The organism is Salinicola acroporae, from assembly GCF_003206615.1.
In the GTDB taxonomy this organism is placed as follows: domain Bacteria; phylum Pseudomonadota; class Gammaproteobacteria; order Pseudomonadales; family Halomonadaceae; genus Salinicola; species Salinicola acroporae.
In genome coordinates, this window is record NZ_PZJW01000006.1 from 685,770 (window position 1) to 706,628 (window position 20,859).

General features: G+C 62.3%; 16 protein-coding genes. All 16 read right to left on the reverse strand.

The window, feature by feature from the left end; genetic code table 11:
* Positions 1 to 4 precede the first annotated feature (4 nt).
* Complete coding sequence (locus DOM54_RS12500) at positions 5 to 1,849, reverse strand: glycosyltransferase family 2 protein (RefSeq protein WP_162619851.1); 1,845 nt, start codon at positions 1,847 to 1,849, stop codon at positions 5 to 7.
* 34 nt (positions 1,850 to 1,883) lie between these two features.
* Positions 1,884 to 2,876: a glycosyltransferase family protein gene (locus DOM54_RS20035; protein WP_162619852.1), complete on the reverse strand. Its 993-nt coding sequence runs from the start codon at positions 2,874 to 2,876 to the stop codon at positions 1,884 to 1,886.
* 170 nt (positions 2,877 to 3,046) lie between these two features.
* Positions 3,047 to 5,314, reverse strand: a complete 2,268-nt coding sequence (locus DOM54_RS12505; RefSeq protein WP_206019084.1) for a rhamnan synthesis F family protein — start codon at positions 5,312 to 5,314, stop codon at positions 3,047 to 3,049.
* An 18-nt stretch (positions 5,315 to 5,332) separates the two neighbouring features.
* The gene (locus DOM54_RS12510; RefSeq protein ID WP_206019085.1) at positions 5,333 to 6,118 is read right to left on the reverse strand and encodes a hypothetical protein; all 786 of its coding nucleotides are present in this window, start codon (positions 6,116 to 6,118) and stop codon (positions 5,333 to 5,335) included.
* A gap of 882 nt (positions 6,119 to 7,000) precedes the next feature.
* Positions 7,001 to 8,350, reverse strand: coding sequence for a UDP-glucose dehydrogenase family protein (locus DOM54_RS12515; protein WP_110716605.1), 1,350 nt, complete (start codon positions 8,348 to 8,350; stop codon positions 7,001 to 7,003).
* A gap of 400 nt (positions 8,351 to 8,750) precedes the next feature.
* Complete coding sequence (gene rfbC / locus DOM54_RS12520) at positions 8,751 to 9,296, reverse strand: dTDP-4-dehydrorhamnose 3,5-epimerase (protein ID WP_110716606.1); 546 nt, start codon at positions 9,294 to 9,296, stop codon at positions 8,751 to 8,753.
* Positions 9,297 to 9,336: 40 nt separating this feature from the next.
* Positions 9,337 to 10,266 (reverse strand): glucose-1-phosphate thymidylyltransferase RfbA, encoded by a 930-nt coding sequence (gene rfbA, locus DOM54_RS12525; protein WP_110716607.1) that lies wholly within the window; start codon positions 10,264 to 10,266, stop codon positions 9,337 to 9,339.
* A gap of 114 nt (positions 10,267 to 10,380) precedes the next feature.
* The gene (rfbD, locus tag DOM54_RS12530) at positions 10,381 to 11,268 is read right to left on the reverse strand and encodes a dTDP-4-dehydrorhamnose reductase (RefSeq protein ID WP_110716608.1); all 888 of its coding nucleotides are present in this window, start codon (positions 11,266 to 11,268) and stop codon (positions 10,381 to 10,383) included.
* On the reverse strand, positions 11,265 to 12,344 hold the full coding sequence (gene rfbB / locus DOM54_RS12535; RefSeq protein WP_110716609.1) for a dTDP-glucose 4,6-dehydratase: 1,080 nt from the start codon (positions 12,342 to 12,344) through the stop codon (positions 11,265 to 11,267). The genes rfbD and rfbB overlap by 4 nt, the downstream gene beginning before the upstream one ends.
* Before the next feature lie 173 nt (positions 12,345 to 12,517).
* A complete protein-coding gene (locus DOM54_RS12540; protein ID WP_110716610.1) occupies positions 12,518 to 13,633 on the reverse strand; it encodes a KpsE/RkpR family capsule polysaccharide export protein in 1,116 nt (371 codons plus the stop codon).
* A complete protein-coding gene (locus DOM54_RS12545) occupies positions 13,630 to 14,568 on the reverse strand; it encodes an ABC transporter ATP-binding protein (protein WP_110716611.1) in 939 nt (312 codons plus the stop codon). The genes DOM54_RS12540 and DOM54_RS12545 overlap by 4 nt, the downstream gene beginning before the upstream one ends.
* Positions 14,569 to 14,580: 12 nt before the next feature.
* Entirely contained in the window at positions 14,581 to 15,426 is an 846-nt protein-coding gene (locus tag DOM54_RS12550; RefSeq protein WP_338067023.1) for an ABC transporter permease, read from the reverse strand.
* A 68-nt stretch (positions 15,427 to 15,494) separates the two neighbouring features.
* Positions 15,495 to 17,228: a polysaccharide biosynthesis/export family protein gene (locus DOM54_RS12555; RefSeq protein WP_110716613.1), complete on the reverse strand. Its 1,734-nt coding sequence runs from the start codon at positions 17,226 to 17,228 to the stop codon at positions 15,495 to 15,497.
* 181 nt (positions 17,229 to 17,409) lie between these two features.
* Positions 17,410 to 17,817: a DVU3141 family protein gene (locus DOM54_RS12560; RefSeq protein WP_162619853.1), complete on the reverse strand. Its 408-nt coding sequence runs from the start codon at positions 17,815 to 17,817 to the stop codon at positions 17,410 to 17,412.
* 110 nt (positions 17,818 to 17,927) lie between these two features.
* The gene (gene cysN, locus DOM54_RS12565; RefSeq protein WP_110716615.1) at positions 17,928 to 19,823 is read right to left on the reverse strand and encodes a sulfate adenylyltransferase subunit CysN; all 1,896 of its coding nucleotides are present in this window, start codon (positions 19,821 to 19,823) and stop codon (positions 17,928 to 17,930) included.
* A complete protein-coding gene (gene cysD, locus DOM54_RS12570) occupies positions 19,823 to 20,740 on the reverse strand; it encodes a sulfate adenylyltransferase subunit CysD (RefSeq protein WP_110716616.1) in 918 nt (305 codons plus the stop codon). The genes cysN and cysD overlap by 1 nt, the downstream gene beginning before the upstream one ends.
* Positions 20,741 to 20,859 lie beyond the last annotated feature (119 nt).

Sequence of the window (20,859 nt, forward strand, 5' to 3'; positions counted from 1 at the left end):
TCCCTCACGGTTCCAGCACGGGCTGAAGCGCGGCGGTGCGATGCACGCGATGCCGCCCCAGCGACTGCTGGGTCAGCGTCACGCGGCAGTCGACGATATCGCCGTGCACGGCCTCGAGCGGCAGATGGAAGCCGACGTAGGCACCACGCGGCGCGCCCCAGCGCAGCATGCCGGGCCGCAGCGCATTGGCCAGCGTCCGCCCCACCTTGCGGTCGTTGATCCAGACTTCGATCTCGACCGGACTATCGTCCGTGGACCACCAGGCCCAACCCACCACCTTGTCGGCAACGCACTGCTGGATCGCGCCATGCACGAACGACTGGCCCTGACGGAAAAGCGCCAGGCGTGACGCGAACAGGCGCTCGCAGTCGCGATAGAGCTTGAAGTCATCCGCGTTCAAGGTCCGCAGCGCGCTCTCGTCGGCGGGATCGATCTCATAGACGTGATCGACGCTGGCGTGGCCCAGATTCTCGGCCATTCCCGGGATCTGCCAGCCGTACAGGTCGTTGAGGATCGCCAGCGAGTCCGCATAGCGTTCGGTCAACCCGATGAACCCCAGCGCCTCGAGGCGAGTCGCCTCGAGAAAACGGCTCTGGCGATTGATCATGTCGTGGCGTCGATAGAATGCCGAGAACGAATCCTGATAGCCGTGATGACGGACGAAGTGGTGGTATTCCGACGCCAGCCGCTGCAAGGGGTCGCGCACGAACGAGAAACAGTGCCGCATGCCGGCCAGATGGGCGTACTTCTCCAGCTTGACGTGGCCGCCGAGCAGCTTCACATCCTGGGCGGAGAGGATCTGCCAGAGTCGCCACAAATCGCGACGTTCGTAGGCCCAGCGCGCCACCATCGGCGCCGTCTCGCGCTGGGTCTCGCCGTAGTCGTGCCAGACCTGAGCGTCTCCGAGATGCGCCTTGGCCCCGAGTCGAAAGCTGGTCCCTGCCGTTTTGGGAATATGCACGAAGAAACACGGCTTACGGGGGGGCGCGGCCAGCTCCGGTGCCAGCTCGCGGGCGGCATCGTCGACCCGGCCCAACAGCTCCGGCGAGAAACCCAGCTTCACCTCGTTCATGTCATGCTTGTGGAAGTACTCCAGATCCCGGGAGTGCGTCGGCCCCATATTGGCGCGCCCCCGCGTCATCTTGGTATCGACGAACTCCTCCTGGGATTTGATGTTGTAGTGGTAGACCCGCATCGGGGTATCGATGACCCGCTCGGTGCGCCCTGACTTCGTCTTGCCATCCAGGAAAGTCGCTGCCTGTCCGTCGGCGCCCAGATAACGGCAGCCCGGTTTCAGCTCCGCGGTGTGAGCGGTCATCGACAGCACCCGCGACGGCTTGACGATCGACTTGACATGGCAGTTGACGACCCGCTCGCTGTCGCTGGCCATGGTGAACCGCTCCAGCACGCCGCCAGGCTGACGAAAGCGCATGCCGGACGACCCGAATATCCGCCAGTTGATCGCGACGGCACCGACGTCCTCGGGCGCCAGGGTCGGCTCCAGCCAATCCAACGGTCGATCGCAATGGGGATGGACCAGGAATTCATCCACGTCCAGAAACGCCAGGTAGGTGGCTTCATGGCCATGCTGCTCGAGCACATGCTGATACCACATCACCTGTGCCCGCTCCTCTTGCTCCCAGCGGCGTGCGGTCACCAGTCCCTGACGTTGCCACTTCGCCAGCAGCAGGTCGGAGTCGTCGGTACTACCGTGGTCGGCAATATAGAAGTGCTCGAAACCGATCAGGCGGTGATAGGCGATCCACTCGGCAAGATACGGTCGCTCGTTCTTGACGATGGCGACGATGGCGTATCGGTAACGGGGTCGATTGGCAGTGCGTGAAATCATCGGCGTAAATTCCCAGGCAACTCGAGCGCCGCGACTATTTCGCGGAGCCCAGAACCGGGCCGACGTCCACTCGATGGCGGTAAATGAACCGAGTGATGGCCCGAATCTTTCTATCGGTAATGGCTTCACCGAAGACATCAGCGGCTTCGGCAAGACTGTTGAATCGTGGCTGGCTGGCGGTACAGGCCGAGAACAGCTCATCGGCGACATCGCTGGACAGCGCCGCGTGAGCCGGAGACGCCCCCGTTTCGGACTGTGTCATGACGCGCCGCAATGGCCCTTCCAGGCGATGGCGAAACTGGCCTGGGCTCCGCAACGGCACGTGATAGACACAGGCCCCGCTCTTCTCGACGAACGCCAACGTTTCGGGGTCCGGCATCACCGGCACATCCTTCTCGCCCACGAAGGCCTGGTGGTAAGCCATGTGAACCCGGGTACCGGGACGCTTGCGAAACAGCACCTTGTGCCGACTGTTGTGCCGGGTATCGACACAAAGGTAATCGCCCTCGAGAAACTGGCCGCTCAGGTCCCGCTCCTGGTAGTGGCGACGTTGGGGGATCAGGTTCAACCAGGGCAGCAGGAAGCACTCCCCCACGCCCGCCGATCCGTCGCTGCGCTGCAGCCCGGCCCTGAACGCGGCGTAGAATTCGCCGATCGAGCCATACGCTCCCAGCGACAGAAATTCGTCGGCATCGAAGCAGTAGACGTAATTGTCCAGCTTGGGGTCGATGAACATCGACAGCGCTCGATTGACATAGAACGCTTTGCGCCTGCCGAAATGCCCGCGACTCTCCAATTCGACGAGATCGACTTCCAGCGCGGGGAAGTCGGCCCTCAGCTTGTCGGTGCATTGACGCAGGAAGTCATGCTCCAGATAGCTGATGACGACAAGACGCTGAAATCCCAGCCGCGCGTGATGCAACAGGGAAGACCAGACGATATCGCTCTCGCCACGCACCATCGTCAGGGCGGTAAAACAGATGTTCGACGTGGCGCGGGTATTCGCGCGCTGTAAATCGGTCGTCACGCATCCCCCTCGACCCCTAAAGCACATCGCTGGAATGGCGCCGGCGATCGGTAGCGGATCGCCTCGGCGCCGGTAAGCTGGCTCGACTTCCGAACCCGGCGGATGTCGACAGCGTCATGTCGACCGAGGCCCCAAGCGCCCGGATCGCCACGAGGTGGCGGCGAGCCTCGTCACTCGCCGATGAACGGGTTTCTCCCCACCTCGTTGATCAGCCGCCCCCACTTGAGTATTTCCATCTCGTCCAGCCCATCCGCGCCGTGCAGCACCGCCGGGAATCCCAGCGCAGCCCACTTGTCCATGGGGTGCAGGATATGGAAAGTCGTCAGCCCCAGATCCCCCGGCATCTGCGCGTCCGCCACCACGTTGTCGCCGATGTGCAGGTGGCGATCGATACCCTCATTGGCCAGGTCCTGTTTCACCTTGACCCACATCGAACCGTTGTCCTTGCGCGCCTGCTCCTCGCTGGAGACCATCAGGCGGTAAGCCGCGGCGACACCGGCCTTGCGCAGCATCAGTCCGACCTGCTCGCGGTTGTAATAGCTGTCGGAGATCACCCACAGGATGTGTCCCTGCGCGGCGAGATGATTGAACAGCTCGACCATCTCATCCTTGGGCTGGATCATCTCCAGGTCGAGCTCGTACTCGAGCTCCATCCACTCCTGGGCGATGTCCGGAGCGACATCCAGTTGGTCCGCCAGCTCGTCGTAGACCGCCTCGATACGGACGTCGCCCTTGAAGTTGGCGCGCTGGCGAAGCGTCGATTCCGCCTCGTTACGCAGCTTGACGAAAGCCTGCGCCGACGGGACGAATCCCTGCTCGGCCAGCGTCTTGCCCAACTTCAGCTTGGCGTAGTCCGGCACCGTGTACTCGCGACGCACGAGCGTGTCGAAGACATCGAAGCTGATGCAGGCATGCGCCTGGATGCTGGCGATATGCTGTTCCAGGCGGCCGTGGTAACTCGCGGTGATATAGCCGTTGTCGGTAGTGAACTGGCCGGTGGGCGGGTAGAAGAACAGCTGGCGAAAGCCGTGGTGTTCGGCCAACGGCCCCAGGACGCGCTCGAGGGCATGCAGCATCGAGTTGTCGTTGGGCAGCGGCTCCTCGGGAAAGTCCTCGTAGGTCCAGGATTGATCCAGGACGCCCTGCATCGCCTGCGGACGCGACCAGAACATGCCGCCGGCGGGATAGCTCAGGAACTCGGGGATATGTCCGAGGCCGAGCTTCTGCTGCCATTCACGCATGAAGCCCTTGTTCATGGTCTGGTGATTGACCCAAGACGGCATCATCCAGAACGTGGTCGGATAGTAGAGCCCCAGCGAATCGTCGGCGGCGAACGCATTCAACAGCCGGGTCACCACCGAGACGTCGCGCAGCAGGTACTCGATCAGATACTCCGCCCACTGGGTCTGTTCCTTGCCGGAGTAGAGCGACTTCTTCGAATGCAGATGGCAGAAGAGGTCGTACTCCTGCAGGGCCTGGCCATACTCCACCAGCACCGGGCCGAAGTTTCGGCCGCGGTTGGGCACGACTCGCGTCTCCAGCTTGTTCACCCGCGCATGCTCGCCGAACAGTTGCCGCGCCCGCGTCTCGAAACTGGCGTCCGCCAGCGTCAGGTAGACGTCCACGGTCACCGGGAACCGCTCGATGGCCTTGGCGAAACGGTCCAGGAAATCGACGTAGAAGACATGCAGGCAGAGCGCGACCTTCAGCTTGCCGGCCGCCGGGGTCAGCGTCTTGCGGGGCGCGACGATCTCCCGGGGATACCACCGCACCGTCGCGGGTACATGCTGTCGACCCTCGCTCCGCCCGTGCAGCAAGTAGTGTTGCAGCGGGCTCTGCTGGGCGTGAAAGACATCGATGTACATCCGGTGGTAGGTTTCGCTGTCGAATTTCGGCGACGGGTTCACCGGCGCGAAGCGCGACTTGCGAACGTAGTCGTCGAACGCCTCCCGCTGGGTCGCGAAGCGCAGGCCGTAGGTGGCCTGATACCACTTGGGATCGAACAGGCCCGTGTTCAGCCCATCCATGAACGCCTGGCTCATCATCGCGGCGTGACCGCCGCCGTCGTTGGCGGTATTGCCCAGCGGGAGATCGACCACCTCGGGCTCGGCGGATTCCGACTCCGCACTCGGGTCGGTATCGACCGGGGAGACGGGAGACACCGCTGTCGCCGGAGCCTCTTCGTCGACGGGGGCGAGATCGTCGTTGACCGCGTCGCCGTCGGTGACGACGAAGGTCTCCGTCACGGTCACCAGGTTCTTGTCGTCGAGAGCCGGCTCCTTGCGCGGCTGATCCTCGACACCGCCCTCGGGTACGACGATATTATCGTCCATCCCCACCACCTCTTCCGCCGCCAGACGCCGCTTGCGCGCCTGACTCGCAAACTGGGTCTGAAATAGCCACGGTAGCAGCGATATCATCTTTCCCGTCGGTTTCATGTGGCCCCCGCCTCTCATTTATATTGCGAACATTTGCATCGGATTGACGATGCCATTGCCAGTAATGTCATCGTCGACACTGAAAAGGTGCCAGACATCGTGCGGAATACAGTTGGGTCGGGTCGCGAAAACTTCGTAGAGCGCCTGGACGTCCTGCTTCGTGTAAGTCACACCATGGCGCCGACACATCACGACGTGATCGATCGCACCATCGAAAACCGTCTTGAGATCCTGAAAATGGCGCTGGGTCGCGGCCTGTCTGCCGTAGAAATACTCGAATTCTCCGTTGCTTTTCTGCCGGATATCGACCATCTGGCCATGGGGCGCCGTCAGCAGACATTCGAATAACAGCGAGCGATCGAGCATGGTGCAGCCGTTTCGCCATCCCACGCCCTCATGGAAAACGCCTTTCAACAGCGCATGATGTCGGCTGACTTCCGCGTCGCCCGGTTTGGTGGCGATGAAATAGAGGCCCGTTGTATCCCGCTCCAGGATATGGGTCAGAATCTTCTGAATGGTCCCTGAATATCCCAGATCCAGCATCAAGGGACGTTTTTCCGGGTCCGCCAATCCGGATCTCCGCAAATAGGCGACGAGCGCTTTTCGGGTCGGAGATACCACTTTATTCAACGCTTCAAGATGGGGAGACAGCCACTGGAAGACCAGTTCCTTGTCCTTGGGAAGCTCGCAGTTGAACCGAAGCAGTTCGAACGGCAACGCCGCGAATATCTCGTGTAGCTGGAGACCGAACCGCTTGCGCATCAGATCCAGCACACTGCCCGAGAAATCATTGCCCAGTGCCATCGGGGTGATCGTTTCCGAGCCCAGCATGGCGCGGAACAGCAACGTCCTGGAAACCCGAAGATAGACAGGATCGTTGGCAAGCTCTATCGAGGATTCTTGCTGCAGACGGGTCAGTAGACGATGAAAGCACCACCCCTCTCGCGCCAGGCAAACCGGCAGATGACCATCGGCCTCGACTTCTATGGACTCGGCGTAGACGTGCAGCGCGGGACCGAGGAAGGTCGCCCCGAATTCATATAATGCTCGGCTCTTGGCTTGCATGATGGTGCCTCATCTCACATTTGATTTGTCACGATGAGTGACGCTTATCGTCTTCTTCGCGATCATCCGACACTGCCGGACTTAATAACATCGACATGTCTTGGTATAAGGTTCGCCGATTGACAATCGATCGCCCCTATCTTTGGCCAACTCCACACTGACCAAATGGGAAACTTTTCTATATTAATTCGGCAAAAGTCGTGCTTAGAGACAACCCCTCATTAAAACAAGGCCGCCTCCAGGAAATCGTTATTTAAACGGCAATGCTGTCGCCATATGACGACAAAGCAACAGAAAAATGACAATATCGTTTTATTATCGTGAAGCCGCCGCTCGCTGTTGCTTCGACAATCACCGTTAAGACTTTAGTCAGAGTAATCTCGACTCAGCTTCCGGTGAAGATGATTTTACTCATCGATATTCACCACCCTATTCCCCATGATTCCGCCGTCTCGGTGAAAACATGAAAAGCTTCATCACCTCGGGTACTAGTCTTGATTAATATCGATATTGAGTATTCTCATGCCATTCCAAGAGCGGACCTTTTCACAATCGCTCGAGGGCTTCCCTGCCCAGCGATTTCCAAGCCTCATGGCCCGTCGAATCCGGTAAGGATGGGTGTCAGGCAGTGATCGGGGATTGGCTGTTCTTGCCACGTCCCACGGCGTAATAGTCGATCCCGGCCGCCGACATGATGTCCGGGTCGAACAGATTGCGACCATCGATGACTATCGGCCGGGTCAACTGACCTCGAATCCATTCGCCATCCAGTGTGCGGAACTCTTTCCACTCGGTGCAGATCACCAGCGCGTCGGCCCGCTTGACCGCCTGGACGCGATCGGCCACCAGCACCAGGTCGTCCCGCTCGCCGTAAAGACGTCGGCACTCCTTCATCGCTTCGGGATCGTAGGCCTGTACCGTCGCACCGTGGGCCCACAGGGTCTCCATCAGTTCCCGGCTCGGGGCATCGCGCATGTCATCGGTCTCGGGCTTGAACGCCAACCCCCACACCGCGATCGTCTTGCCTTGCAGCTCGCCGCCCAGGGCGTGCGAGAGCTTCTCGAACAGCGTCGACTTCTGGCGCTTGTTGACCGCCTCGACCGCCTTGAGCAACTCGGCCTCGTAGCCGACCTTGCTGGCGGTTCGCGCCAGCGCCTGGACGTCTTTCGGGAAGCAGGAGCCGCCATAGCCGCAGCCCGGGTAGATGAAGTGGTAGCCGATACGCGGGTCGGAGCCGATACCTCGCCGGACATCCTCGATATCCGCCCCGAGGCGTTCCGCCAGATTGGCCATCTCGTTCATGAAGCTGATCTTGGTCGCCAGCATTGCATTGGCCGCGTACTTGGTCAGCTCGGCCGCGCGCACGCTCATCAGCATCAGCTTCTCGCGATTGCGGTTGTAGGGGGCATAGCACTCCCGCATCAGCTCGCTCACGCGGTCGGAGTCAGTACCGACGACAATCCGCGCACCGCGCGTGAAGTCCTCGAGCGCCGATCCCTCCTTGAGAAACTCGGGATTGGAACAGACATCGAACGCCAGCTCGACGGCGCGTTCCTGGAGGATGCCGGCGATGCGATCGCGAACCTTGTCGGCCGTGCCGACCGGCACCGTCGACTTGTCGATGACGACCTTGTAGCCGTTCATGTACTGGCCGATGGTGGAAGCCACGGCCAGCACGTACTGGAGATCGGCACTACCATCCTCGTCGGGCGGGGTGCCGACGGCGATGAACTGCAGAACCCCATGCTCGACTGCCATGCTCGCGTCCGTGGTGAACTGCAGGCGCTGCCCCTCGACGTTGCGCAGGACCATCGACTCCAGGCCCGGTTCGTAGATGGGGATCTCCCCCTGGACCAGGCGTTCGATCCGACTCTGATCGATATCGACGCAGACCACGTCGTGACCCACATCCGCCAGACAGGCGCCGGTCACCAGGCCAACATAGCCGGTGCCAAAAACGGTGATTTTCATACGGGCAATCCCCAAGAATGATCGAAGCCGCCCCCCACGGGCAGCACAGTTGAGTCCAAATGGCCTCGGCGCGCGGTCCAGCAACCCGCAGGTTGGCAGGCGCCAGGCCATGCCTGAAAAGTCCACGGGCGATGGCCATGCCGGGGCGTGTAGCCAGGGCAAGAATTGACGACAAATCGTCAGGATTGGCGATCTGGACAGCGCCGCTGCATGAGGCGCGAACGGCAAGGATGTCGTGAGTCAAAGAACGGTGCGGGCTGGCGTACCCGCTTGCGGGGCGTCAGTGAGCCCGTGAATCGCTCCACTCGCCCCTCAAGCCGCCCTGAGAAAGAGCTGAACGAGATTCAACGGGCCGATTTTCAACGCCCTGTGACCTAGCACGGTGCTTTTCGGCCATGACCTAGGCGAAGACGGCCGCGTCGGCCAGCGCACTGCCCGCGTCATCCTTCTCCGATGTCACCGGCCTGCCATTTACCAGCGGCCACTCGATGGCCAGTTGCGGATCGTTCCAGTGCAGGCTGTACTCGTCGCCCGGTGCGTAGTAGTCCGTGCATTTGTACTGGAACTCGGCCACGTCGCTGGTGACATAGAAGCCGTGCGCGAATCCCGGCGGGACCCATAGCATTCGTCGGTTGTTCTCGCTCAGCAGCGCACCGACCCAGCGACCGAAGGTGGGCGAGCTGCGGCGAAGATCGACCGCCACGTCGTACACCTCGCCCCGCGTGACGCGCACGAGCTTCCCCTGGGGCTGCTGCAACTGATAGTGGAGGCCGCGCAGGATGCCCTGGCCGGACTTGCTGTGGTTATCCTGCACGAACCGGTAGTCGCCGCAGTGTTCGACGAATTCGCTGTGGCGGAAGGTCTCGAGGAAGAATCCCCGCTCGTCGCCGAAGACCTTCGGCGTCATCAACACGACATCGGGGATGGCGAGCTTTTCGTAGTTCATGTCGTCCGTCTCTCGGGCTGCGATGATTGTCTTCGGAGGGTCAACGGTTGCTGCGGAGGCCGGCCACGGCGGCCTCGCCGACCGTCGCACCGCGCTGGGCGTCCTCGAGACGCTTCAGCAGGTACTGGCCATAACCGGTCTTTTTCAACGCGTTACCGCGTTCGGCCAGCGTTGCGTCGTCGATCCAGCCCTGGTTCCAGGCGATCTCCTCCAGGCAGGCGACCTTGAGACCCTGGCGGTGCTCGATCGTCTGCACGTACTGGCCGGCTTCCAGCAGACTGTCGTGGGTGCCGGTATCCAGCCATGCGAAACCGCGTCCCAGACGCTCCACGTGCAGGTCGCCCCGCTCCAGGTAGGCGTTGTTGATACTGGTGATCTCCAGTTCGCCGCGTTCGGAGGGCTTGACCTGATGGGCGATCTCCACCACGTCGTTGTCGTAGAAATAGAGTCCGGTAACCGCATAGGGCGACTTGGGCTTGATCGGCTTCTCCTCGATCGACAGCGCCTTGCCGGAGGCGTCGAACTCCACCACGCCGAACCGCTCCGGATCCTTGACCAGATAGCCGAAGACCGTCGCGCCCTTCTCCACGTCCGACGCTCGCATCAGCTGCTCGGAGAAATGTTGCCCGTGGAAGACGTTGTCCCCCAGCACCAGGCAGACCGAATCGTCGCCGATGAACGACTCGCCGATCAGGAATGCCTGGGCCAGTCCATCCGGTGACGGCTGCTCGGCGTACTCGAAACGCAGGCCGAACTGCGCGCCATCGCCCAGCAGGTACTGATACTGCGGCAGGTCGGAGGGCGTCGAGATGATCAGGATCTCGCGAATCCCGGCCAGCATCAGCACCGAGATCGGGTAGTAGATCATCGGCTTGTCGTACACCGGCAGCAGTTGCTTGGAGATGCCCTGGGTGATCGGATGCAGCCGGGTGCCGGAACCGCCGGCCAGGATGATGCCTTTACGTGCCATGGTGAAACTCCTTTTCGATCCCAAGATCGAGTCAGACATTCAAGATAACGGTATAAAAGCGGCCTCTCTCAGGACTCGCTTTTACGAGAGGACGCCTTCGCGCCTTGCGGCCTGCTACGCGGTCTCGAGCCACTCCGCCAGCGTCAGCCGTAACTGGGATTCCCAATCCGGCAGCGTGACGCCGAGCGCATGCTCGATTTTCTCCAGGGACAGTCGTGAATTGAGCGGTCGGCGGGCGGGCGTGGGGTAGCTGGCGGTGGGGATCGATGCCACCCCCTCCGGCCCCAGCCTCAGGGGCTGTCCGAGCGCGGCCGCATGCCGGAATATCGCCTGGGCGAAACCGTGCCAGCTGGTTTCGCCACGCGGTGCGAGGTGATAGATACCGGGGTCCAGGCGCCCTGCGCCCTGCTGCCGAACGGCCAGCAGGGTCAGATCGGCAATCAGCCGGGCGGGCGTCGGCGCGCCGATCTGGTCGCCGACGACACTCAGGGCGTCACGCTCCTTGGCCAGGCGCAGCATGGTCTTCATGAAATTGTTGCCACGCGCGCTGTAGACCCAACTGGTGCGGAAGATCAGGGCGTCCGCTCCGCTGCCCAGCACCGCGTCGTCGCCGGCGAGCTTGCTCTCTCCGTAGGCCGAGAGCGGACCTGTTTCGCTGGACTCCTGCCAGGCAGCGTTGCCGCCACCGGGATAGACGTAGTCCGAGGAGTAGTGGACGAGCCTCGCCGAGTGCGTGGCGCAGTAGTCGGCCAGTTGGGCCGGCAGTTCGGCATTGAGCCGGAAGGCTTCCCCCCGCGCCGTCTCCGCGGCGTCCACCGCGGTCCATGCCGCCGCGTTGGCGATCAGCTTCGGCCGGGTCTGGTCGAGCAGACGGGCGACGGCGTCGGCATTCATCAGATCGAGCGAACGACGAGCCGGGGCGACACACTCGCCAAGCGGCGACAACGCACGCTGCAACTCGAATCCGACCTGGCCGTTGCCACCAAGAATCAGCGTGCTCATGCGGTCGCTCCCAGACGCTCACCCTGATAGCTGCCGTTCTGAACCCGGCGCCACCAGGTGTCGTTCTCGAGGAACCACTGCACGGTCTTTCGCATGCCGCTTTCGAAAGTCTCGCGGGGGCTCCAGCCCAGCTCCCGCTGGATCTTGGAAGCGTCGATGGCATAGCGCTGGTCATGGCCCGGCCGGTCGACCACGAAAGTGATCAGGTCGCGATAGCGGACGACGCCATCGGGCTTGTTCGGGGCAAGCTCCTCGAGCAACTCGCAGATCGTCTCGACGACCTGGAGGTTCTGCTTCTCGTTGTGGCCACCGATGTTGTAGGTCTCGCCGATCACCCCTTCGCTGGCGACCTGCACCAGCGCTCGCGCGTGATCCTCGACGAACAGCCAGTCCCGAATCTGCTTGCCATCGCCGTAGACCGGCAGCGGCTGTCCCGCCAGCGCGTTGAGAATCGTCAGCGGGATCAGCTTCTCCGGGAAGTGGAACGGGCCGTAGTTGTTGGAGCAGTTGGTGACCACGGTCGGCAGGCCGAAGGTCCGATGCCAGGCACGGACCAGGTGATCGGAACTGGCCTTGCTGGCCGAATAGGGCGAGCTCGGCGCGTAGGGCGTGGTTTCCATGAACAGGTCGTCCACGCCATGAAGATCGCCATAGACCTCGTCGGTGGAGATATGGTGGAAGCGAAACGCCGCGGCCCTGGCCGGGTCGCTCTCCTGCAGCCCTTTGAAGTAGCCGCGGGCTGCCTCCAGCAGCACGTACGTGCCCACGATGTTGGTCTCGATGAAGTCGGCCGGTCCGTCGATGGAGCGATCCACGTGGCTCTCCGCCGCCAGGTGCATCACCACGTCCGGCTGGTACTCGTTGAAGATCCTGGCCATGGCCACGCCGTCACAGATATCGGCGAGGCGAAACTCGTAGCGTTCGTCGCTGTCCACCCTCGCCAGCGACTCCGGATTGCCGGCATAGGTCAATTTGTCGACATTGATGACGCGATGCGGCGTGTGCTCTATCAGTTCGCGCACCACTGCCGAGCCGATGAATCCGGCGCCACCTGTTACCAGAAATGTCTTGCTCATGGTGATTCCCCCGTCGAGCCTGTTGCGCCCTGCCTGAATACGCTCGTGTCTCGCCGAGCGGGGTCCAGACAGCGCTGGGTGGATCGATCGTGCGATCCATGGTTGGTCGTTGTTTGCTGCGGACGGCATGGCCCGGGGCGCGGCGACAGCCGGCCCCGGCCATGCCGGTCCGGTCAGTCGCGGTGATCCTTCACGATCAGGATCAGCATGTTGAGGATCAGGGTGATGAACAGCGCGATGACCGCGAATACCACCGAGTTGTAGAGCCGCTCGGGCTGTTCGGGGTATTCCGGCATTGTCGGCGTCTGGAGCACGGAGACCTGCTTCAGCTTGCGCGCCGCCTCGATCCGAGTGTTCTCGAGCGCGCCCAGCGCCCCGGAGTAGCTATCCTGGGCAAACTGCGCCCGCAGCATCAGGGTCTGGTATTCCGAGGAGATGCTGTTGAGCGCGTTGCCGGACTGCCTGGCCAGGCGAGCCTGCTCCTGTGCGATCTGATCGGTCAGCGCCTTGATCTCGCTATTGATGCGAACGATCTCCGGCGAACGGACGCTCTGGTAGCTGGCCAGCGCACTCTTGCGCGCCTTGGCAATGGCGAGTTGACCTTCCAGGCTCGACACGACCGAACTGAGGCTCTCCACGGTGCCTGTCGGCGAGACCAGCCCATTGGCGTTCTGGTAGTCGAGCAGTGCATCCCGCGTCTGCTGGAACTTGTCTTCCAGCAACGCGACCTGCTGTTCGAGGAAGCGCACCTGCTCCTCGGCCAGGCGCTGGCCCATCAGGTTCATGTGGCGCTCCCCCTCTTCCAGCAGCAGTCGGTTGATCTTGTTGGCTTCTTCGGGGGTGAAAGCCTCGACATCGACTCGCAGCACGCCGGCATAGTCATCCAGCTCCACCGACACCCGGGAAAGGTAATAGTCGTGCAGCTCTTCCAGCGGTGCGTTCTCGTCGCCCAGGGCGCTGAAGAAATCGGCACCGGAGTTGGCGTAGTGGTTGCGGAAATCCGCCTCATCGATGAGCAGCTTCAGCATGTCCACGGAGCGCATGTAATCGCGCAGCAGCAACATGTCCGCGAGATTGCTGGTGGCGCCGCCGCTGAGCAGTGAGCTGACGCTCAGAGTCGGCGCCGCGAGCTGCGGGCTCTCGAGCACCACATTGGCGTGAGAGACATAACGGTCGCTGGCCCACAGCGCCCAATAGAGCGACACCACCACGATCGCGATCAGGCACACGATCCAGTGGAGCGACTTGCGCAAGCGTGACTTCTTGTTGAGAGACGATGAGTTGTTCATGGCCGACCTGTCTTTTTCGTAGTCTTTGTCGTTCGTTTGCGAGGCTTGGCTTTCGCCTGCGACTGGAACTGCTGAACGTAACGGCGCGCCTCGTGCATCCGCTCGCGGGACTCCTCCACGCGCCAGCGCAGCGCGTCATCGGGATCGTTCCGGGCGGGGTCATCACTGGCTATCTGGTAGTCGAGGCGAGCCTGCTCGAACTCGAGATTCGCCTGCATCAACTGCTGCTTCGCTTCGGAGAGCGAGGTCGGCACCTTGGGAGGCTCGATCTTCTTGCCATCGGTTGCCTGGTGATAGGCGCCGATGGCCTCCTCGATATCGTCGAACCATCGCGCCTGCCCCTTCTCCAGCACGATGCCGGCCTCGCAGAACTCGCGCAGGACACCCTCGCCATGGGAGACCATGATCAGGCTGGCCTTGCCGACACGCGCCTTGAACGCTTCCTTGGCCTTGGCCTTGAAGGCGCGATCGCCGACGGCGGTCGCCTCGTCCGACAGGTAGACGTCGAAGTCGAACGCCAGGGAGAGACCGAACGCCAGCCGCGAACGCATCCCCGACGAGTAGGTCTTCACCGGGTCGTCGAAGGCGTTGCCGATCTCGGCGAAGGCCTCGACCTCCCGAACCACACGTTCGATCTCCTCCTCGGCGCCATGGATCCGGGCCACGAACTTGACGTTCTGACGACCGGTCATCGAGCCCTGGAAGCCCCCCGCCAGACCGATCGGCCAGGAGACCCGGCTATTGCGGACGATATCGCCACGGTCGGGGGAGTCCATGCCACCGATCAGCCTCAGCAAGGTGGACTTGCCGGCACCATTGCGCCCCAGCAGGCCAACGCTGACCCCGGTCGGGATGGTCAGGTTGATGTCCTTGAGCACCCAGGGGCTGTCATGATGGTTGTGATAGCGCTTGTAGAGATTGCGAATCTCGATCATGGGGCTGTCCTCCTAGTGCGCTTTCAGTTGATCGCGAAAACGCATGTGCAGGACCAACCCCAGCGATATCAGCGCCAGCGCCCAGAACCACAGGTAGGTCATGTCGATGCCATCGATCGTGTGGTAGCCGCTGAAGAAGTTCATCCGCATGCTCTCCAGGCCATGCACGATCGGGTTCATCAGCAGGTATTCCCGGTACTGATGCGGCACGTAGAGGACCGGGAAGATAACGCCGGAGAGCAGCAGCAGAGGCAGGTTGAGGATGCGTGCCACCTTGCCGATCTCAGGGACTAGATCGCCGAGCACCGACAGCGTCAGCCCCATGCCCCAACCCAGCGCCCACAGCGACAGCCAATCCATCATCGCGCCGAACGGATAGTCCGGCATCAGCTCGAACTTGAGCAGGCTGCCTATGGTGATGAACAGGATGAAGATCAGCGACTTGAGCATGCCCTCGAGAAAGCAGCGCACCAGCACCGGATCGATCGGCTTGACCTGGCGGTAGGCGAACAGGCCGCGATTGGCCTCGATCGCACCGATCGAGCGCATCATGTTCTCGCGGAACAGCATGAAGCCCATCAGCCCGACCACCATCCAGGCGACATAGTCGGCCCCTGCGATATGGCGGCCGGACATGAACAGCCCTCGCACGGAGACCATCACGCCGATGATCGCCAGCGGTTCGAAGATCATCCAGAACCAGCCCATGCGGTCGGCCATGGTGCGCGAGATCGTCTCGCGCATGAACAGGGCAAACCAGACGCTCCTGGCCACTCTCCACGAGGAACGGGCTCGTCCTCCGGACGGTCCTGCGAAATTCGGTTGCGATGAATCCGATCGTGAAATTTCCATAGCCATGGCGGATTACCCTCGAGAAGGCGCGCGCGACGCGTGCATCAGGTCAACGAGCCGACGATCGGATACGTTCACAGGTCGAGCGCCACGCGAGTCGCCACGGCGACCTGGAACAGGATCTGGGTGATCGCGGAAGCCAGTTCGATGTTGCTGGTGGGTGCGGCAGGTAGCACGATGATCTCGTCGCCGGCGCGCATTCGCGTCTGCCCTGCCTGGATCACCGCCCCGTTGCGATGCACCACCAGCACCTGGTCCTCGTCGGCCCTGGGCGTGAAGCCGCCGGCCTGACGGATGTAGTCCAGCGCGCTCATGCCCGGCGTGTAGACCATCGCCTGGGGAATGATGATTTCGCCGCTCAGCAGAATGGAGTCGGTGTTCTCGGGGATCGTCACGATATCGCCATCCTGCAGTCGGATATCGGCGACGTTGCCGTCCCTGGCGACGACCAGCCGGCCGGTCGGCTTGACCTGCGAGGCTTTCTTGACGAACCGTTCGATCAACTCCGCCTGGCGAACCTGGATCTCGCCCTCCTTGGCCGTGCGAGCCGGATAACCGAGGTAGGTCGTCTCGAGCCGGCGCAGGCTGTCCTTCAGCGACGACGCCTGCTGCTCCGCCACGCTGATCCGGCGAATGGAGACATCCTGATAGCTGGTCATCTCCTGGGGCACGCTGATCGCGTTCAGGAACTCACCCAACCGGGCATCCCGCGGCAGTGCATAGCGCGACGGCCCGTAATAGCTGCCCTCGACCTGGACCACGATGGTCTCGTCGCGCTGGTCGGCGCTGAACAGCACCTCATCGCCGCGACGAACCTCGGCGCCACGGAATTCCGCCAGCGGCAAATAGCGCGAGATCGGCCCCGACGGGCGGCTGCCGCGCAACAGCACGTGGGACACGCCCGACTTGAGGCGGGCCAGGTTGATCACGTCCTGCCCGGTCAGTGCGTCACCGATCAACTCGTAGCGGTAGTTCTTCTGGACGTCGCCGACGACGCTGATGGCGGGCCCGCGTTCCTCGACCACGATGGTGTCGCCATCCCGGAACTGCGGCCGCGCGATATCGCCGTTGATCAGGAAGTTGTAGAGATCGACGACATTGATGACCTGGTTGCCACGCTTGATCACGACCTGGCGATAACTGCCCAGCGCCTGATCGATGCCGCCCGCCTGATCGAGGAAGTAGAGCACCGAGTCGTTCGGCGTCCCGGAGTAGCGCCCGGGATTCATGACGTAACCGGTGACGAAGACGCCCACCGGCTGCACGCCCTGGAGATTGGTGTAAACGCTGACGTTCTCGGGATAGACGGACTGGATCGCGCCGCGTACCCGGGCGTTGAGCTGGGCGTTGGAGATCCCCTGGACCTGCAGCGGACCGATCCGCGGCAGGAAGATATTGCCCTGGGCGTCCACCGCCAGTACCCGGTCGATCTCGACCCCGCCCCAGACCCGGATCGTGATCTGGTCACCCGGCTTGATCAGATAGTCCGGATTGAGACCGTCGGCCATCATGCCCCGGAAGCCTCCAGAGAACAGATTTTCGCCGAACGGTGGCAGCGTGTCGGGGTTGACCATGGCCTGGACCCGGGGGTCGACCGGCCCGTAGGTGCCGCTGTCCCAATCCGCCCGCGGCGATGTCTCGATCGAATTCGCCTCGTCGGACTGCGAGGTCATTGCCTCTGCCTGCTGGTCACTGCCCAGCAGACCACCGCTGCTCAGCCCGATGTCCTGGCCGTGAGCAAAGTTAGCGTTGAGGCACGCTACCGCCACCAGGCACATGGCCCGGAAAGTCACTGATAACCGCTTCATGATGGTTCCCTTCCCTCACGTGTTTTTCAGGCCATCGAGTGCCGGCGTTCGCTCATGAGAGCGCCGGCGAAATGCCTTGGGGCATTTGTCGATTCGGTGGCGATCAGGTCGTTCCGGCATGGGGAACGACGGGTTTCGACGGCGCCGCCGAGAGGGTGTTCGGAATCCTCCCGAACCCCCTCTAGCGAATGATTTCCGTCACCAGGCGCTGGGCGTACCAGCCTTTCCCCGGGACCAGGCAGCTCACCTGACCCACCGGGACACCGGCCGGCGCCACGTTGCGGGTCACGTCGAGGCGAATACACCGCCGACCGCTGGCCGAGAAGTAGCGCTCGCGGGCATGAATGGAGACATTCGGCCCCCAGGGCGTGGTCGCCAGATTCGTCACGCTGCCCGTGGCGGCGCTATCGAGAAACGTTGCCAGCGGGCCATTGACTGGCATGGCGTCGTTCATGGGCATCACCGCCCCATCGCCGAAGCGTTGCTGGGACGAGGTTGCGCACCCCGACATGGCGGCAAGCATCAGCGCCAGCGCCAGCCAACGGGACGCACCATCGACCCTTCTGCGTTTTCTGATTTCGTTTTTCATCGTGCCCACCCTTCCCTCCGTTTCCCGCGCGTTATCGCCGGGAGCCTTGCTGCCTTTCGCCATCGGCCCGCCAACGCGGATGCCGTTCGGCGAATCGATTCGAACTGTCGTCAGATAATCCGGTGACGCCGCAGGGCGGCGATGAGCTGACCCACGGTCTCCTCGAGGTCATGGATCGAAGTGTCGATCTCGATTTCCGGTGATTCCGGAGCCTCGTAAGGAGAAGTGATGCCGGTAAACTGATCGATCTCGCCGGTGCGGGCCTTGCGATAGAGGCCCTTGGGATCGCGCCTTTCACAGACCGAAAGTGGCGTGTTGACGAAGACCTCGATGAACTCGTCGGCCTCGACCATGTCGCGGACGATGCGACGATCCTCACGGAACGGCGAGATGAACGAGACCAGGGTGATCACGCCCACGTCGACCATCAGCTTCGCCACTTCGCCGACCCGGCGAATGTTTTCCTGACGGTCGCGGTCGCTGAAGCCGAGATCGCGGCAAAGCCCGTGGCGAACGTTGTCCCCGTCCAGCACGTAGGTGTTGTAACCCATGCCGAAGAGCTGTCTTTCCAGGGCATCCGCAACGGTGGACTTACCGGCGCCAGACAGCCCCGTGAACCAGATGACGCTCGGCTTCTGGCGGTTGCGTTCGGCGCGTCTTCGCTTGTCGACGGCCATGTCGTGCCAGACCACGTGGCCGATATTAAGAGCATCGACGACCATGCCGGCGCCCACGGTCAGGTTGCTCAGCTTGTCGATGAAGATGAAATTGCCCGTCTCGGGGGAGCGCTGGTAGCTGTCCAGCACCAGCGGTTGCGTCACCTCGATCTGGCATCGGGCGATGCCATTGAGGGGCAACGCGTCGGTGGCGCTGCGCGCCAGGGTATTGACGTCGATCTGATAGACGATTCGCGTCACCCGGCCGGAAACGATCCGGGTACCGGCCTTGAACTCGTACTCCTGTCCCGGCGCCAGCGGGGTCTCGTGCATCCACACCACGTCGGCGGTGAACACCGAGCTGGGTTCGATATCGCTGTTCGCCGCCACCAGCATGTCGCCACGAGAGATATCGAGTGGGTCGCGGAGCGTGAGCGTTACCGACTGGCCGGGATAGGCAACGCTCAGGTCACCGTCGTTGGTGACGATTCGCTCGATCGTCGAGCGCTTGCCGGAGGGCTCCACCCGGATTTCGGTGCCCACCTCCACCGCGCCGGCGGCCAGCGTGCCGCTATATCCACGGAAGTTGAGATTGGGCCGATTGACGTACTGAACCGGAAAGCGCAGTTCATGCAGGCTCGGTGCCGACAGGATCTCGATCTGCTCGAGCTGGGCCAGCAACGGGGCGCCTTCGTACCAGCGCATCTCGCTACCGGGATTGACGACGTTGGCACCGGTCAAGGCCGAAATGGGCAAGAAACGCACGTCGTTGACGTTCAGCTTGTCGGCGAAGTCACGGTAGTCGGCGACGATCTCCTGGAATCGCGCTTCGGAGTAACCGACCAGATCCATCTTGTTGATCGCGATCACGAAGTGGCGGATCCCGAGCAGATCGCAGATGAAGCTGTGCCGCCGGGTCTGCAACTGCACCCCGTAACGCGCGTCGATCAGGATGATCGCCAGGTCCGCCGTGGAGGCGCCGGTGGCCATGTTGCGAGTGTACTGTTCGTGCCCCGGCGCATCGGCGATGATGAACTTGCGCTTGTCGGTGCAGAAGAATCGATAGGCGACATCGATGGTCATACCCTGCTCGCGTTCCGACTGCAGGCCATCGACCAGCAGCGCCAGATCGACCTGGCCGATCCGACTGCCGGGTGCCCCCGATTCGCGCACCAACGCCGCCAGTTGATCCTCCTGGACCGTCAAGGCGTCGTGCAGCAACCGGCCTATCAGCGTCGACTTCCCATCGTCGGCCCCACCGCAGGTCAGAAATCGCAGCAGCCCCTTGCTGGCGTTCGTCTTGAGATAGCGCTCGATGTCGTCGGCGATACGCATCATCTGGAGAGGCATCAGAAGTACCCCTCACGTTTCCTGTTCTCCATCGGGCCGGCGCCATCGTGATCGATGGCGCGGCCGAGTTGCTCGCTGGTGCGAGTCAGCAGCATCTCCTGGATGATCGCGGGCAAGGTGGTAGCGCGTGACTCGATGGCGCCGGTCAGCGGGAAGCATCCCAGTGTGCGGAAGCGGATCCAGCGCTCCTGGGGCACTTCACCGGCCGCCAGCGGCAGTCGCTCGTCGTCCACCGCCAGCAGTTGGCCGGCACGAAGCACGGTCGGTCGTGGGGCCGCGTAGTAGAGCGGCACGATGGGGATCGACTCGAGATGGATGTACTGCCAGACATCCAGCTCGGTCCAGTTGGAAAGCGGGAAGACGCGAATCGACTCACCCGGATTGACCTTGCCGTTGTACAGACGCCACAGCTCGGGGCGCTGCCGCTTGGGGTCCCAGCGGTGATGCCGGTCGCGAAACGAGTAGACACGTTCCTTGGCGCGGGAAGCCTCTTCATCCCGGCGTGCGCCCCCGAACGCGGCGTCGAAGCCGTACTTGTCGAGCGCCTGTTTGAGCGCCTGGGTCGTCATGATCTCGGTGTACGTGGCGCTACCGTGATCGAATGGATTGATACCTGCGGCTCGCCCCTCTTCGTTGACGTACTCGATCAGCTCCATGCCGACCTGCGCCGCGGTACGATCGCGAAACGCGATCATCTCGCGGAACTTCCAGGTGGTATTGACGTGCAGCAAGGGAAAGGGCGGCGTTCCGGGATAGAACGCCTTTCGCGCCAGGTGAAGCATCACCGACGAATCCTTGCCAACCGAGTAGAGCATCACCGGATTGCGAAACTCCGCTGCCACCTCCCGGATGATCTGAATCGACTCCGCCTCGAGCTGCCTGAGGTGAGTGTGAGCCGTGACTGTCAGTTCGCGCATAACGTTCCCGTGCACCCGATCGAGAGTAACGAAACAAAAGGTTTCCAACGGCGAAGATCGAATGGAGACCTTTGCAACGTCGCTTCCAGTTATTGTTTTCGAGACTCTTTTTCGATCAG